Origin of the sequence: Chromobacterium alkanivorans (genome assembly GCF_016937655.1) — a bacterium.
Taxonomy (GTDB): Bacteria; Pseudomonadota; Gammaproteobacteria; order Burkholderiales; family Chromobacteriaceae; genus Chromobacterium; species Chromobacterium alkanivorans.
Genome location: NZ_JAFHKL010000002.1, coordinates 102,599 through 117,319 on the forward strand (window position 1 = coordinate 102,599; position 14,721 = coordinate 117,319).

15 protein-coding genes are annotated in these 14,721 nt (G+C 65.8%); 10 read left to right on the plus strand and 5 right to left on the minus strand.

Going from position 1 to position 14,721, the window contains the following annotated elements; translation table 11 throughout:
- Positions 1–105: 105 nt before the first annotated feature.
- The 6 genes from JW897_RS04205 (at position 106) to prmB (ending at position 4,894) form a co-directional block, all read left to right on the plus strand.
- Positions 106–315 (plus strand): helix-turn-helix transcriptional regulator, encoded by a 210-nt coding sequence (locus JW897_RS04205; protein WP_048414515.1) that lies wholly within the window; start codon positions 106–108, stop codon positions 313–315.
- A gap of 65 nt (positions 316–380) precedes the next feature.
- Positions 381–950 carry an aminodeoxychorismate/anthranilate synthase component II gene (locus JW897_RS04210; protein WP_048414514.1) on the plus strand — a complete coding sequence of 190 codons (570 nt, stop codon included), beginning with the start codon at positions 381–383 and terminating at the stop codon, positions 948–950.
- Entirely contained in the window at positions 950–1,345 is a 396-nt protein-coding gene (locus JW897_RS04215; RefSeq protein WP_205465260.1) for a lysozyme inhibitor LprI family protein, read from the plus strand. The genes JW897_RS04210 and JW897_RS04215 overlap by 1 nt, the downstream gene beginning before the upstream one ends.
- 59 nt (positions 1,346–1,404) lie before the next feature.
- Entirely contained in the window at positions 1,405–2,433 is a 1,029-nt protein-coding gene (gene trpD / locus JW897_RS04220) for an anthranilate phosphoribosyltransferase (RefSeq protein ID WP_048414513.1), read from the plus strand.
- Between the two features lie 69 nt (positions 2,434–2,502).
- Positions 2,503–3,879, plus strand: a complete 1,377-nt coding sequence (locus JW897_RS04225) for a phosphomannomutase/phosphoglucomutase (RefSeq protein WP_048414512.1) — start codon at positions 2,503–2,505, stop codon at positions 3,877–3,879.
- A 100-nt stretch (positions 3,880–3,979) separates the two neighbouring features.
- The gene (gene prmB, locus JW897_RS04230) at positions 3,980–4,894 is read left to right on the plus strand and encodes a 50S ribosomal protein L3 N(5)-glutamine methyltransferase (RefSeq protein WP_048414511.1); all 915 of its coding nucleotides are present in this window, start codon (positions 3,980–3,982) and stop codon (positions 4,892–4,894) included.
- A 69-nt stretch (positions 4,895–4,963) separates the two neighbouring features.
- On the opposite strand, the gene JW897_RS04235 is transcribed toward prmB, so the two are convergent.
- From JW897_RS04235 to JW897_RS04250, 4 genes are all read right to left on the minus strand, one after another.
- Entirely contained in the window at positions 4,964–5,698 is a 735-nt protein-coding gene (locus JW897_RS04235; protein WP_205465261.1) for a hypothetical protein, read from the minus strand.
- Between the two features lie 6 nt (positions 5,699–5,704).
- The gene (locus JW897_RS04240) at positions 5,705–6,256 is read right to left on the minus strand and encodes a neutral zinc metallopeptidase (RefSeq protein ID WP_048414509.1); all 552 of its coding nucleotides are present in this window, start codon (positions 6,254–6,256) and stop codon (positions 5,705–5,707) included.
- A gap of 207 nt (positions 6,257–6,463) precedes the next feature.
- Positions 6,464–7,093 (minus strand): LysE/ArgO family amino acid transporter, encoded by a 630-nt coding sequence (locus JW897_RS04245; protein ID WP_048414508.1) that lies wholly within the window; start codon positions 7,091–7,093, stop codon positions 6,464–6,466.
- A gap of 69 nt (positions 7,094–7,162) precedes the next feature.
- Positions 7,163–9,553 carry an EAL domain-containing protein gene (locus JW897_RS04250; RefSeq protein ID WP_156187863.1) on the minus strand — a complete coding sequence of 797 codons (2,391 nt, stop codon included), beginning with the start codon at positions 9,551–9,553 and terminating at the stop codon, positions 7,163–7,165.
- Positions 9,554–9,742: 189 nt separating this feature from the next.
- Between JW897_RS04250 and JW897_RS04255 the strand changes: the two genes are divergently transcribed.
- A complete protein-coding gene (locus JW897_RS04255) occupies positions 9,743–10,633 on the plus strand; it encodes a LysR family transcriptional regulator ArgP (protein ID WP_205465262.1) in 891 nt (296 codons plus the stop codon).
- Positions 10,634–10,763: 130 nt separating this feature from the next.
- On the plus strand, positions 10,764–11,192 hold the full coding sequence (locus JW897_RS04260) for a cytidine deaminase (protein ID WP_048414506.1): 429 nt from the start codon (positions 10,764–10,766) through the stop codon (positions 11,190–11,192).
- 11 nt (positions 11,193–11,203) lie between these two features.
- Here JW897_RS04260 and JW897_RS04265 read toward each other — a convergent pair whose 3' ends face one another.
- On the minus strand, positions 11,204–12,091 hold the full coding sequence (locus tag JW897_RS04265; RefSeq protein WP_205465263.1) for a TraB/GumN family protein: 888 nt from the start codon (positions 12,089–12,091) through the stop codon (positions 11,204–11,206).
- Between the two features lie 259 nt (positions 12,092–12,350).
- Here JW897_RS04265 and JW897_RS04270 point away from each other — a divergent pair, with 259 nt between their 5' ends.
- Complete coding sequence (locus tag JW897_RS04270) at positions 12,351–13,895, plus strand: tyrosinase family protein (protein ID WP_205465264.1); 1,545 nt, start codon at positions 12,351–12,353, stop codon at positions 13,893–13,895.
- A 57-nt stretch (positions 13,896–13,952) separates the two neighbouring features.
- Positions 13,953–14,693 (plus strand): copper chaperone, encoded by a 741-nt coding sequence (locus JW897_RS04275; RefSeq protein ID WP_205465265.1) that lies wholly within the window; start codon positions 13,953–13,955, stop codon positions 14,691–14,693.
- The last annotated feature ends 28 nt before the right edge of the window (positions 14,694–14,721 follow it).

Sequence of the window (14,721 nt, forward strand, 5' to 3'; positions counted from 1 at the left end):
CGAAAAAGCGGAATGTACACGTGGTACATAAGCATTTTGAGCTCGGTTTCAACGCCGTATCGCCGACGCGCAGCAGATCGTAAACAGGTTCTTGGGAGAGCGACCATGTCCAGAATACTTTACACGATGAAGGAAATTCGTCGACTGACAGGGTTTCACCCTGCAACGATCTACCGTAAGATCAAGAAGAACGAATTTCCCGACCCCATCAAGATCGGAACCGCATCTCGCTGGCCAGAAGAGGACTATGCGAAATGGCGGGCAGAGTACATCTCCAAGCAGCGTGCTGACCCCACCAACGAACGTTGTGAGTAACACTGTGAGTAACAAAGCACACAGCACGCAAACGGAACCAATAAATTCAATGAGTTAGACAAAAAATGCTATTGATGATCGACAATTACGACTCCTTCACCTACAACCTGGTGCAGTACTTCGGCGAGCTGGGTCAGGAGGTCAAGGTGTTCCGCAACGACGAAATCACCTTGCAGCAGATCGAAGCGCTGCAGCCTAAATACCTGGTGATCTCGCCCGGCCCCTGCACGCCCAACGAAGCCGGCGTGTCGGTGCCCGCCATCCAGCACTTCGCCGGCAAGCTGCCCATCATGGGCGTGTGCCTGGGCCATCAGGGCATAGGCCAGGCCTTCGGCGGCCGCGTCGTCCACGCCAAACAGCTGATGCACGGCAAGGTGTCGCCGGTCAAACACCGCGATGTCGGCATGTTCCGCGGCCTGCCCAATCCGGTGACCTGTACCCGCTACCACTCGCTGGTGATCGAACGCGAGACGCTGCCGGACTGCCTGGACGTCACCGCCTGGACCGACGACGGCGAAATCATGGGCGTGCGCCACAAGACGCTGCCGATCGAGGGCGTGCAGTTCCACCCGGAATCCATTCTCACCGACCACGGCCACGCGATGCTGGACAACTTCCTGAAAGAGTTTGCCTGATGAAGTGGATGTTGATGCTGGCCGCCGCCCTGGCGCTGTCCGGCGCGGCGCAGGCCGGAGCGCTGGACGACTGCATGCGGGCCGAGGCGCAGAGCCCGGCGGTGTCCGCCTGCCTGCAACAGCGGCTGAGCAAGGCCGAGGCCGAGCTGGTCTTAGGCGAAAACAAGGCCGCCGCCGCGATGCGCGAGCTGGACCAGATCACCGGCAACCGCTACCGCGCCCGGCTGGCGTTCAGCCAGTCCAGCCACGCCTTCAAAACCTATCTGGACAAGCAGTGCCGCTGGGTGGCCAGCAGCTACGCCAGCGGCAACGGCGCGGATCAGGCCCAAGCCGGCTGCCGCGTAGACCTGATCGAGCAGCGCCTCTCCCAGCTGACGGCGCACGCCGACAATTGAATCACCGGACGGCGCGCCTCCGCGCGGCGCCGCCCACGCAAGCAAAAGGATCTCCCCCGATGATTACCCCGCAGGCCGCGCTGAACCGTCTGATCGACGGCAACGAGCTGTTCTATGACGAAATGCTGGACTTGATGCGCCAGATCATGCGCGGCGAACTGACGCCGGCGCAAACCGCGGCCATCCTGATCGGCCTGCGCGTCAAGGTGGAGTCGGTGCTGGAAATCGCCGCCGCCGCCACGGTGATGCGCGAGTTCGCCACCCCGGTGCCGATCAGCCTGCGCGACCACCTGGTGGACACCTGCGGCACCGGCGGCGACAAGTCCCACACCTTCAACATCTCCACCACCTCCGCCTTCGTCGCCGCGGCGGCCGGCGCCCGCGTAGCCAAGCACGGCGGCCGCTCGGTGTCGTCCAGCTCCGGCAGCGCCGACGTGCTGGAGTCGCTGGGCGTCAAGCTCAACCTGAACGCCGAACAAGTGGGCCGTTGCGTCGACGAGATCGGCATCGGCTTCATGTTCGCCCCCAACCATCACACCGCGATGCGTCATGTGGCCCCCATCCGCAAGGAGCTGGGCGCCCGCACCATCTTCAACATCCTGGGGCCGCTGACCAACCCGGCCGACGCCGAAAACCAGCTGATGGGCGTGTTCCACCCGGACCTGGTGGGCATTCAGGCGCGGGTGCTGAAACAGCTGGGCAGCCGCCACGCGCTGATCGTGCACGGCCTGGACGGCCTGGACGAGCTGACCTTGTCCGGCCCCAGCATGGTGGCTGAACTAAAGGACGGGCAGATCGAGGAATACCAGCTGGATCCGCGCGAACTGGGCCTGGACTTCGCCGAACTCAAACAGCTGCGCGCCGACACCGCCGCCGCCTCGCGCGACATCTTGCTGGCGGTGCTTGACGGCGAAGCCGGCCCGGCGCGCGACATCGTCTGCCTCAACGCCGCCGCCGCCATCTATACGGCCGGCGTTTCCCCTACCCTGGCCGACGGTGTTACCATGGCGCGCGAAGCGCTCGACTCCGGACAGGCGCGCGCCAAGCTGGACCAACTGATCAGCCTGAGCGCCGCGCTGGCCGCCTGAGCCCCGAATTTCCGACGCGGAGCGCCGCCGCTCCGCGCTCATCCTTCATTTCGATCGCATAAGAACGCCATGAGCAAACTGTCCAAAGACATCTTCAAGGCCTATGACATCCGCGGCATCGTCGGCAAGACCCTGACTAATGAAGTCGCTCGCCAGATCGGCCAGGCCGTCGGCTCCGAAGCCAAGGCCCGCAAAGTGAAAACCATCGTGGTCGGCCGCGACGGCCGCCTGTCCGGCCCGGATCTGTGCCAGGCGCTGGCCGAAGGCATCCAGGCCGCCGGCGTCGACGTGATCGACGTTGGCCGCGTCGCCACGCCGATGCTGTACTTCGCCGCCCACGAGCTGGGCTCGGTGTCCGGCGTGATGGTCACCGGCAGCCACAACCCGCCTGACTACAACGGCTTCAAGATGATGCTGGCCGGCAATACCCTGGCCGGCGACGACATCCAGAAGCTGTACCAGCGCATCGTCGACGGCGATCTCGCCAGCGGCGAAGGCGGCTACGGCACCCACGACATCGTGGAAGCCTATCTGGACCGCATCACCTCGGACATCAAGCTGGAACGCCCGCTCAACATCGTGGTGGACTGCGGCAACGGCGTGCCCGGCGCTTTCGCCCCGGTGCTGTTCCGCCGCCTGGGCTGCCGCGTGCGCGAGCTGTTCTGCGATGTGGACGGCACCTTCCCCAACCACCACCCGGACCCGGCCAAGCCGGAAAACCTGCAGGACGTGATCGACGCGCTGCAGAAGACCGACGCCGAAATCGGCCTGGCCTTCGACGGCGACGGCGACCGCCTGGGCGTGGTGACCAAGGACGGCACCATCATCTGGCCGGACCGCCAGCTGATGCTGTTCGCCGCCGACGTGCTCGAGCGCAATCCCAAGGCCAAGATCATCTACGACGTGAAGTCCACCCGCCTGCTCAAGCCCTGGATCAAGCAAAACGGCGGCGTGCCGGTGATGGCGCGCACCGGCCACAGCTTCATCAAGGCCAAGATCAAGGAAACCGGCGCGCTGCTGGCCGGCGAAATGAGCGGCCACGTGTTCTTCAAGGAACGCTGGTACGGCTTTGACGACGGCATGTACGCCGGCGCCCGCCTGCTGGAAGTGCTGTCCCGCGTGGACAACCCCAGCGAACTGCTCAACGCGCTGCCCAATGCGCTGTCCACGCCGGAATTGAATCTGAAGATGGCCAAGGAAGGCGAAAACCACGCCCTGATCGCCAAGTTGCAGGCTTCCGCCACCTTCGACGGCGCCGAGGAAGTCAACACCCTGGACGGCCTGCGCGTGGAATACAAGGACGGTTTCGGCCTGGCGCGCGCCTCCAACACCACACCGGTGATCGTGCTGCGCTTCGAGGCCGACAACGACGCGGCGCTGGAGCGCATCAAGGGCGACTTCCGCCGCGTGCTGGGCACCGCCACCGACGCCAAGCTGCCGTTCTGACGTCCGACCTCAAGGTCATCGCCCGCCTCCACGCGGGCGCGAATAAACACCGCCGGGGACATGGCCGCCGCCATGTCCCTGTTGTATTGAAAGGAAAACCATGTACGCCCAGGCTGCATCCAGCTTCAACACCTTGCGCGACCTGCTGCGCTTCGCCGTGTCGCGTTTCAACGACGCCGGCCTGTTCTACGGCCACGGCACCCAGAACGCCTACGACGAAGCCGCCTATCTGATTCTGTCGGCGCTCAAGCTGCCGGTGGACCAGCTGGAGCCCTTCCTCGACGCCAAGCTGCTGCCCACCGAGGTCAAGGACGTGATCGACCTGATCGAACGCCGCGCCGAGGAGCGCGTGCCGGTGGCCTATCTGACCCATGAGGCCTGGCAGGGCGATTTCAGCTATTACGTGGACGAACGCGTGCTGGTGCCGCGCTCCTTCATCTACGAGCTGTTGGGCGAACCGCTGCAGCCGTGGATCGAGCACCCGGAACTGGTGCACCGCGCGCTGGACCTGTGCACCGGCTCCGGCTGCCTGGCCATCCAGTTGGCCCATCATTACCCGGACGCGCAAATCGACGCGGTGGACATCTCGCTGGACGCGCTGGAAGTGGCCTCCATCAATGTGCAGAACTACGGCCTGGACGAGCGCGTGCAGCTGATCCACACCGATATGTTCGAGGGCATCGAGGACAAATACGATCTGATCATCTCCAACCCGCCCTACGTCGACGCCGACTCGGTGGACGCGCTGCCGCCGGAATACCTGCACGAGCCGGAACTGGCGCTGGGCTCCGGCGAAGACGGCCTGGACGCCACCCGCGAAATCCTGCGCCGCGCGCCGGACTTCCTCAACGACAAGGGCGTGCTGCTGGTGGAGATCGGCCACAACCGCGAAATGCTGGAAGAGTGCTTCCCCACCCTGCCCTTCATGTGGATGGAAACCGAGAGCGGCGACGGTTTCGTGTTCCTGATCACCCGCGAGGACCTGGTGGACGGCCTGGCCGCCGACGCGCAGTAAGCGCCGCCCGTACCGCGAACGAGAAAAACCGGCGGCCCCGCAAGGGCCCGCCGGTTTTTTTTGCCTGCGCTAGCCTTTGGACTGCGCCGCGCCCGGATGCAGTTCGCGCCAGATCTGCTCGGCGCGCTCCGCCGCCGCGGCTTTCTGCCCGGCGTTCAGCTGCCGGTAGTCCTTGGTGCCCAAAAACCAGTCCGCGCTCAAGGCGTCGCCGGCTCGTCGCGCCACCAGGTTCCAGGCCGCGGCCTCCAAGGGCTGCCGCTCCAGCAGATAGCTCTCGGAGATCATCGCCGCCGCATGCCGGTTGCCCAGCCGGTACGCCTGCTGCAAGGCGGCGCGCGCCTCCTCGCGGTAGCGCATCTCCGGCTCGAAGCCCGGCCGCTGCGGCTTGCCGTCCAGCTCGAACAGATAACGTTCGGCCAGATGGGTCAAGGCCTGGACATTGCCGGCGGCCGCCAGCTTGCGCAACTCTGCCAGCGGCATCCGGTAGAAGCGCTCGTCGATGACGTAGCCCAGCTGGCGCAAAGCCTGCTTGCGCTGACGCTCGGCCTTGCTTTCCGGCGCAGGCTCCGCCGGCGCCGCGGCCGGCGGCGGGCCGTCGCCCACCGCGAAGCTCAGCCCCTGGTAAGCCCGCGGCGGCGGCGCCCCCTTGACCGGCGCCGCCGCGGCGCCCGCCTCGCCGGCAAGCAAGGCCGCCGGAGCCGGCGCGCTCAAGCCCAGCCGCTCGCGGACCGGCTCAGGCAGGCTGACCCAGGCCAAGCCCAGCAGCGCCAGCCCGCCGGCCAGCCCCCACACCCGCTTGCCCATCGCCGATCAGATCGAGTTCAGGCAAGCGTTGAGGCCGTTGGCGTGGCCGTAGCGCGAATAATAATCGCGCTGCGACGGCGTGCCGTGCTCGCCGTAATCGGCCGCGTTGCGCGCCGAAGCCACCGCGTTCTCGATGAAGCTCGGATAACGCAGATTGGTTTCGGCGTACTTGGCGAAGGTGCCGCCCACGCAGTCGGCCTGCAGCTCCTGCATCGGCGCCTGGCGATAGATGTTGTGGGTGAACTGGATGGAATGGCCCCATTCGTGCGCCAGGATGAACTTGGCCACATAGTTGCCGTAGCTGTTCTCCTGCTGCTGCAGGAAGCCGGTGCCCACGCTGATGGTGTAGGGCCCGCACGCCATCGCGCTGAGCTGAGGCTCGCGGCAAGCGTACTGGTTGACGTAGACCGTCGGCCGCGCGTAGCCGCCAAGGAAGCCGCGGATCTCGTTGGCGCTGGACTGGATATAGCTGTTGTTCACCGGGGCTGCCACCACCGGGGAAGACAGGCCGCCCAGCACGGAAACCGCCATCAGACTGGCTTGAATCAAACCTTTCATGACTAACTCTCCTTATGTTGTTCACAACGGAGATTTAGTTATGGTAAATGATTTGGTATTTACAAAGTTATTTTGCAATTCCAAATACATATTTAGACAGTGAAAAATTACCTTGTCACGACAAACCGCATATGAAAAAGTGACGGGTTGCTCAAAAGCAAGCCGTCACTTTCAAAAAACACGCCTCTCCGCCGTCGCCAAAAACGCTCAGGCCATCCCTTCGAAACCGTAATTGCGCAGCAGCATGAAGGCGGTGAGCAGCATCACCAGGCCGATGACGCCATCCAGCACCCGCCAGCTTTGCGGCCGCTGGAACAAGGGCGCCAGCTTGCCGGCGAAGCAGCCGATGCCGCCGAACCACAGCACCGAGGCGCTGAGGCTGCCCAACAGGAAGGACGGCGCGGCGCTCTCGCCGTAAATGGCGGACACGCCGCCGATCAGCACCACGGTGTCCAGCCAGGTGTAGGGATTGAGCAGAGTCACCGCCAGCACGGTGCGGATGGCGCGCTTGCGGTCGCGCTCCACGCCGCCGGCCAGCGACATCGCCCCCGGAGCCATCGCGGAGCGGAAGGCCTTGTAACCCAGCCACAGAATGAAGCCCGCGCCCAGCCAGGTAACGGTGAGAATGAAGCCGGGAATCGCGTTGAGCAGCTTGCCCACCCCCATTACGCCGCAGGCGATCAGGAACACGTCGGCGACGATGCAGATCGCGACGATGGGCAGGATGTGGCTGCGGCCTATGCCCTGCCGCAGCACGAAGGCATTCTGCGGCCCAATGCCGACGATCTGCCCGATGGATAGCCCAAGGGCAGACAGATAAACGCTGAAATTGAACAAGTGCCGCTCCCGAAAAGTTTCGACACAGACTAAGGGAGCGACGCATCAAAGTAAAACTAATAAAAATTATTATATATAAGCAGAATTAATACTGGCTCGTTGCTCCCAGTCCGCGATCCATTCCGGCAAATGCCTAGGGTCCACCGGCGGCGAAATCTCGTAGCCCTGCCCGTCCAGGCAGCCTATCTCCAGCAGCCGGTCCCAGATCGCCCGGCTTTCCACGCCCTCCACCACCAGCTTGCGGCCGGTGTAGTGGGCGAAGGACACCATGCTGCGGATGATGGCCTCGTTGCCCGGCGTGTCCAGCAGCAGGCGGACGAAACGCTGGTCTATCTTGATGGTGTCGAAGGGTAGCTGTTGCAGATGCACCAGCGAGGACGCGCCTGTGCCGAAGTCGTCCAGGGCGATGGACAGGCCCAGGTCGCGGCAATGCTCCAGCTTGGCGGTGATCTGCTCCGCCTCCTGCTGGGTCACGCTCTCCAGCACTTCCAGCTCCAGATAGCCGGCCGGCAGCGGGTAGGCCTGCAACAAGGCCTGGATGCCCGGCACGAAGCCCTCGTGCTTCAGGGTGATGGCGGACAGATTGACGCTGACCGGAATATGGCGGCCGGCCGCCAGCCACTCCCCGGATTGGCGCAGCGCCTCGCGCAGCACCCACCAGTCCAGCTCCCGCATCAGGTCGGTGTTCTCTATCGCCGGGAAGAAGGCGCCCGGCATCTCCAGCCGGCCGTCGCGGCGCCAGCGCACCAGCGCCTCCACGCCTTCGATGCGGTTGTTGCGCAGATTGATCTTGGGCTGATAGAACAACGCCAGTTCGTCGCGGGCGATGGCCAGCGCGAAGGCGTTGCGCACCGCGTGCATGTGCTGGATCTCTTCGTCCATGGTCACGTGGTAATAGCGGCAATGGCCGCCGCCGGCTTCCTTGGCCCGGCTCAGCGCCAACTCGCCGCGGCGCAGCAGCGCTGCGGCGTCGCTGCGGCCGTTCGCCGGCTCCACCACGATGCCCATGCTGCAGCGGGTGTGGATCACCACGCCCATGCAGTCCACCGGCTGCTGCAAGCTGCCCATCAGGCTGTCCACCAGCTGGTCCAGCTGCTCGTGGCGGTCGCTGCAGGCGACGAAGCGCGAAGCGCCCACCCTACCCACGTAGCCATAGGGGTAGATGCAGCGCCGCAGCCGGTTGGCCACCTCGCACAGCACCGCGTCGCCGCCCTCGTGGCCCAGGCGGGCGTTGATTTCGTGGAAACCCTCGATGGACAGCACCAGCACCGCCAGCTGCGCGTTGGCGCGGCGGATCTGCAGTTGCTTGTTGATGTGTTCCTTCATCAGGTGGCGGTTGGGCAAGCCGGTCAGCGGATCGTGAAAGGACAGGAAGGCGAGTTCGGATTCGGCGCGATGGCTGCGCTCCAGCGCGTCCTGGCGCTCCAGCGCGCGGCTGATCTCGCGCGCCATGGTGTCCACCAGCGCCACCTTGGTGTCGTCGAAAAAGCCCGGCAGTCCGGAATACAGCGACAAGGTGCCTATCACCTGCTCGCGCAGCGTCAGCGGCGCCACCAGCGCGCTGCGCACGTTCCTGGCGTTGAGCACCCGCATCCACGGCTGCATCGACGGGTCTTCGCCGCAATCGTTGACCACCTGCACCGCCAAACCGCGGATGGCCCGGCCGCTGGGGCCGCGGCCGTGCAGGCTTTCAGGCAGCGCCGAGACTTGCAGCCGGGGAATGAAGGCTTCGGCGTGAACGCCGGCCATCGCCGCCGGACGGATGCTCTGGGACTCGGCGTCCAAGAGGCCCACCCAGGCATGGGAGAAATCGCCCTCTCGGACGCAGACGTCGCAAATCGCCTGGAACAGTTCGCCGCGTTCGGAGCAACGCACCAGGGCCATGCTGACGCCGCTGAGAGTGGCGTACAGCCCGGACATGGTCTGCAGATGCCGGTGCTTGCTGTCCACCGCCTCCTGCAAGGACTGCTGGTGGCCGTGCAGCTGCAGCATCTGGTCCAGCAGAATGCGCTTGCGCAGCAGCCGCGACAGCGCGGCGAGTTCGTCCAGGCCCAGCCCGGCTTCGGCCAGCCGCGCCAGGAAATGCGCCTGGCAGCGCTCGTACGCGCCCACCACCCACATCAGGCCCACGCCCAGCTGGCGCATCAAGCGCCCCTGTTCCACCACGCGCCGGGCGGCGCGGCCATTCACCGGACGCGTCAGCATCCGCTCGCAATATTGCAGCAAGGCGTCCACCAGGGAGTCGATGCCGCCCGGCAGGCGCTCGCTCAGCAGCGCCAGCGTTTCCGGGCATTTCAGCGCATACCAGTAGAACTCCTTGCCCAGCGCCTCCTTGCGCGACAACAACTGCGGAGCATGGGCGGTGAGCTGCGCCATATGATCCGCCCGGACCCCGATAAAACGGCACATGCCATCCAATAGTGCCTTATTATCTGCTTGCATCTTCAACATGCCTGTCATTGGCCATGAGCCGCCGGCGCCGGCCGGTCAGAACCGTCGCCGCCAGCCGCTCTAATTATTTTTATGCCGCCACCGCGTGCAGGCAAACCTTTGCACCGTCCGTGTTCGGACGAAGCAGCACAACATGCCATAGGTGGCGGCGCTAAGGCAAGAAACACCGTGGAATTATCCCGGCAAGGACGTAAAAACATGCTTGATCCGAAACAACTGGAAACCTTATCGGCCGTCGCCGAGACCGGAGGCTTCGACAAGGCGGCCAAAAAGCTGTTCCTGACCCAATCCGCCATCTCCCAACGCATCCGCCAGCTGGAAGAACAGCTGGGCCAGCCGGTGCTGACCCGGACCATTCCGGCCGAGCCCACCGAGGCCGGCCGCCAGCTGCTGCAATACTTCCGCCAGATCAGCCTGATGGAAAACCAGTTGATGAACACCCTGCTGCCCAGCGGGCCGCGGCCGGAGTTCACCACCCTAGCCATCGCCGTCAACGCCGACAGCCTGGCCACCTGGTTTTTGCAGGCGGTGCAGCCGGTGCTGGACAGCCAGCCGGTGCTGCTGGACATCATGGTGGACGATCAGGATTACACCCACGAGTTGATGCGCGCCGGTCACGTGGTCGGCTGCGTCAGCACCCGGCCGCAACCGATACAGGGCGGCGACAGCCTGTTTCTCGGCCATATGCGCTATCTGTGCGTCGCCACTCGCGGTTTCGCCCAGCGCTATTTTCCGGACGGCGTCACCGAGCCGGCGCTGGCCGCCGCGCCCACCATTCTGTACAGCCGCAAGGACGATGTGCACCGCGAATTCCTGCTGCACACCGCGTCCTATCACGGCGGCTTCCCCTATCTGACCGTGCCCACGCCGCAAGGCTTCGTCGAAATCACCCGCCAGGGCCTGGCTTACAGCCTGCTGCCCGAACTGATGCTGGACGACGACATCGCCGCCGGCCGGCTGATCGACCTGTTTCCGCAGCAACACCTGGACATTCCGCTGTACTGGCACCACTGGCGAGTGGAGTCGGCCTTGTCGCAGGCGCTGGCCGACGCGATGGAGCGGCATTGCCGGCAACACCTGCGCCAATGACCAGTCGGCGCGGCTTGCGCCCGGCCGGACGCCTCTGCTGTACTGAAGCTGGACGTTCGCGCCGCCGCCGGATATTGACAGCCCGGCCGCGCGCGGCGCAACATGCCACGCCAACCGCATCGGAGGCAATATGACCGGCAACACACCCAACAACGAGCAATGGGCCGAGTTGGAAATGGCCGCCCGCCTGGCGGCTCGCCAGGCTTATGTCCCTTACAGCAAATTCGCCGTCGGCGCCGCCATCCTGGACGGCGCCGGCAAAATCCACATCGGCTGCAATGTGGAGAACGCCTCCTACGGCCTGACCAATTGCGCCGAACGCACCGCGATCTACGCCGCGCGCGCCAACCACGGCATTCAGGACGTGCTGGCGGTCTGCATCTACACTCCCACCGCCACACCGACGCCGCCCTGCGGCGCCTGCCGCCAGGTGCTGAACGAGTTCGGCCCCACCATGCGCGTGCGCGCCATCTGCGACGGCGATGCGCTCATAGACAGCACGCTGGAAACGCTGCTGCCGGGCGCCTTCGGCCCCAAGAACCTCAAGGACGCCGGCTAAGAACCCGCGCCTCACGGCGCGCGCGGCGCCTCCGTCACCAGGTAGCCGCGCTGCCGCAGCAAACGCACCAGACCCTGGCGCCCCGCCAGATGCAGCGCGCCCACCGCGACGAACAGACGCTTGGACGCCGCCCAGTCGTCGATGCGGCGCGCCATCGCCAGATTGCGGCGGTCCAGCATTTCGCGCTGGGTCCAGGCGCTGAGCCGCGGATAGCCGGGCAAGGCCACCAGCGCCTGCAAGGCATTGAGGTCGCCGCGCTCCCAGGCTTCGGTCAGCTCCCGATAATAGCGGTCAGCCTCCTCCGCGCCCTGCCATTCCGCGCTCTGGCGCACCCATTCGCGCAAGGCCGGCGCCGGCATCTCGAACAGCAAGCGGCTTTGCTCGCCGGCGGTTTCCAGCGCCAGCACCGGCCGCCGTGCCACGCGCGCCATCTCCAGCAGCATTTCCTCCCGGCTGTGCTGCGCCTGCTGTCCCATGCGCTGGTATTCTCGCAGCGCCAGCTGCATCAGCCACAGGCTGGGCGCCAGGCCTCGCGCCTGCTCCCGCGCCACGCCGATCCGCGCCAACTGCCCCTCCAGCGAGCGCTGGCTGACGGCGTCCAATTGCCGCCATTGCCGGGACGCGGCCGCGCCGGCCAGCGTCGTCACCTCGGCCGCCGCCTCCGCCGTCGTCGGGTCCAGTTCCAGCACCAGCGCGTCGCTGACGCGCAAGGCCTGTTTCAGCCCCCAGTCCGGCGTGTCCGAGCCGGGCCGGCCCACATGCATGGTGCCGTACAGATAATGGATGCGCCCTTGCTTGCTGAAGGTGAACAAGGGGCCGTAGGCGGGCTCCGCCTGCGCCGCCTGCAGCAGCAAGCACAGCGCCAGCCAGCCGCCCCAGAGGAAATGCCATCGTTTCATGTCTGCGATCCGAATCAAAACCGCTCAAGGATACCAGCTTGGCGCTGCCGGGCCGGCTCGCTTTCAAGCTCTTGTCGAGCGCCGCGCCGGCCACTTGCAAGCGTCGCTTCAAATAAGTAGTTGCCCCGAGGCAAAAACTGTTCTTTAGGACAGTTCAGAACCGTAGCGGTTTGCTAATCCGAATACACCGCCTCACCGCCAGCCTTAGCCATTCCCGCCACGGCCGCGCCGGAACGGCGCTCGCATCGAGGAGAACGACATGGCTCGCATCCGCAAAGACATCTTGAAAATGAGCAATCCCTGGGACCCCACCGTGCTGTGGTACGCGCGCGCGGTGCGGGAAATGCAGAAACGGCCGATCAAGGACCCCACCAGCTGGCGCTATCTGGCCGCCATCCACGGCTTCGACTCCCAGCTATGGCAACAACACGGCTATCTGCAAGCCGGCGAAGCGCTGCCCAGCGCCGCCGACCAGAACACCTACTGGCGACAATGCCAGCACCAGAGCTGGTATTTCATGCCCTGGCACCGCGGCTACCTGGCGGCCTTCGAAGCCATTGTGCTGGCGGAAATCGTCAAACTAGGCGGCCCCGCCGACTGGGCCTTGCCGTATTGGAATTACAGCGACAGCGCCAACGCCAAGGCGCGCGACCTGCCCACCTGTTTCCAATCCAAGACCTTGCCGGACGGCGGCGCCAATCCGCTGTGGCTGGCACAACGCTACGGCTGGAACAATCAGCCCAATCACATCACGCTGCGGCCGGAAACCGTGCAGCTCACCGCCTTGAAGGACGCGCAGTTCATCGGCACCGCCAACGGCATTCCGCCGGGCTACGGCGGGCCGCAAACGCCGTTCTGGCACGGCGGCGGCAATAGCGGCGGACTGGAAAACCTGCCGCACAACCCGGTGCACACCAATATCGGCGGCCGCAACGGCCTGATGTCGGACCCGGACCTCGCCGGCCTGGACCCGGTGTTCTGGATCCACCACTCCAATATCGACCGACTGTGGCAGGTATGGCTCAATCGCAATCCCCGCCACCAGAATCCCAGCAGCGACAATTGGCTGGAAGGCCCGGTCAACCGCAAATTCGCGATGCCGCGCCCCAACGGCAGCGGCTACACCTTCGTCGCCAAGGACATGCTCAACACCCAGGCGCCAAACCTGAACTATGTCTACCAGGACGTATCGGACCCTCTCGGCGGCGCCAGCCGCGCGGCGCAGCGCATGCAAACACTGGCGGCCATCCACCTCGACACCGCGGCGGCAACCACCATGGCGAACAATCCGAAAACCGAACTGCTGGGCGCCAACGCGACGGCGATCAAACTAGGCAACAGCACCGTCCACGCGCAGATGCAGCTGGACAGCGACGCCAAGAACAAGGTGCTGAGCAGCTTCCAGGCCAGCCAGGCCGCCGCACGCCAGTTCAAGGCCCAGCCAGACGCCGCGCCGCAGGAGCCGGACCGCGTCTTCCTGAGCCTGGAGAACATCCGCTGCAAGGTGGACGGCGGCACCTTCAACGTCTATGTCGGCCTGCCTCAGGGCGCGGACCCGGCGCAGCACCCGCAAAACCTGGCCGGCACCATCGCGCTGTTCGGCGCGCGCAAGGCCTCGCTGGCCGAGCACGGCGGCAACGGCGTCAGCCAGACGCTGGAGATCACCGACATCGTGGACCGCATGTGTCAGAGCCAGACGCTGGACGCGGCGCCGATGGGGGTGCAATTGGTGCCGGTGTCCGACATCGAGGACGACGACGAGGTGACGATAGGCCGCATCAGCGTCTACCGCCACGGCGAGTAAGCGCCCGCCCCCGGCCGCCTCCGCGGCCGGGCCCCTCCCTCCGCCACCGGGAGCCTCATGCCCGTCAAAACTCTTGTCGCGGCGCTCAGGGACTTGCCCTGGCCGTTGCGGTGCGCCAGCCTCTTGGGCTGGCTCGGCCTGATTGCCCTGGAGCGCCAGCTGGCCGCGCCCGGCTATTGCGGCGTCTGGGTCCCAAGCCGCCCCGGCGGCGGCTGGGAGGCGCTGCTCGGCGCGCTGTGGCTGAACCCGCCCACGCTGCTGCTGCCGTCCTGGCTGCTGATGCTGCTGGCGATGATGTCGCCGCTGCTGGCCGACCCGCTGCGGCTGCTGTGGCTGCGCAGCCTGGCGCGCAAGCGGGCGCAGATCCTGGCGCTGTTCCTCGGCGGCTACGCGCTGGTCTGGCTGGCCGCCGGCCTGCCACTGCATCTGCTCGGCCTCGCGCTGCTGACTTTCAGCCCCGCGCCCTGGCTGGCCTTCGCCGCCGCCTGCGCCGCGGCCTGGCTCTGGCAGACCTCTTCGCTGCGCCGGCATTGCCTACAAGCCTGTCACCGCCAAGCCCGTCTGCCGGCCTTCGGTTGGCCGGCGGCGACGGCGGCCTTGCGCTACGGCTTCGCCGCCGGCGGCTGGTGCGTCGCCTCCTGCGGGATCTGGATGCTGCCGCCGCTGCTCGCGGGCCCCGGGCACCTGCCCTTGATGGCGGCCGTCGGCCTGTGGCTGCTGCTGGAACGGCGCCGCCCAGACATCCCGCCGCCCGCGCAGGCGCTTGCCGCGCCCTTGCTCCCGGCCGGCCGCCGTTAAATGAAAAGGGCCCGCTATCGCGGGCCCT

Coding starts and splice junctions, on each gene's coding strand:
- JW897_RS04205 (WP_048414515.1), top strand. CDS start 106: ATGTCCAGAATACTTTACACGATGAAGGAAATTCGTCGACTGACAGGG.
- JW897_RS04210 (WP_048414514.1), top strand. CDS start 381: ATGCTATTGATGATCGACAATTACGACTCCTTCACCTACAACCTGGTG.
- JW897_RS04215 (WP_205465260.1), top strand. CDS start 950: ATGAAGTGGATGTTGATGCTGGCCGCCGCCCTGGCGCTGTCCGGCGCG.
- trpD (WP_048414513.1), top strand. CDS start 1,405: ATGATTACCCCGCAGGCCGCGCTGAACCGTCTGATCGACGGCAACGAG.
- JW897_RS04225 (WP_048414512.1), top strand. CDS start 2,503: ATGAGCAAACTGTCCAAAGACATCTTCAAGGCCTATGACATCCGCGGC.
- prmB (WP_048414511.1), top strand. CDS start 3,980: ATGTACGCCCAGGCTGCATCCAGCTTCAACACCTTGCGCGACCTGCTG.
- JW897_RS04235 (WP_205465261.1), bottom strand. CDS start 5,698: ATGGGCAAGCGGGTGTGGGGGCTGGCCGGCGGGCTGGCGCTGCTGGGC.
- JW897_RS04240 (WP_048414509.1), bottom strand. CDS start 6,256: ATGAAAGGTTTGATTCAAGCCAGTCTGATGGCGGTTTCCGTGCTGGGC.
- JW897_RS04250 (WP_156187863.1), bottom strand. CDS start 9,553: ATGACAGGCATGTTGAAGATGCAAGCAGATAATAAGGCACTATTGGAT.
- JW897_RS04255 (WP_205465262.1), top strand. CDS start 9,743: ATGCTTGATCCGAAACAACTGGAAACCTTATCGGCCGTCGCCGAGACC.
- JW897_RS04260 (WP_048414506.1), top strand. CDS start 10,764: ATGACCGGCAACACACCCAACAACGAGCAATGGGCCGAGTTGGAAATG.
- JW897_RS04265 (WP_205465263.1), bottom strand. CDS start 12,091: ATGAAACGATGGCATTTCCTCTGGGGCGGCTGGCTGGCGCTGTGCTTG.
- JW897_RS04270 (WP_205465264.1), top strand. CDS start 12,351: ATGGCTCGCATCCGCAAAGACATCTTGAAAATGAGCAATCCCTGGGAC.
- JW897_RS04275 (WP_205465265.1), top strand. CDS start 13,953: ATGCCCGTCAAAACTCTTGTCGCGGCGCTCAGGGACTTGCCCTGGCCG.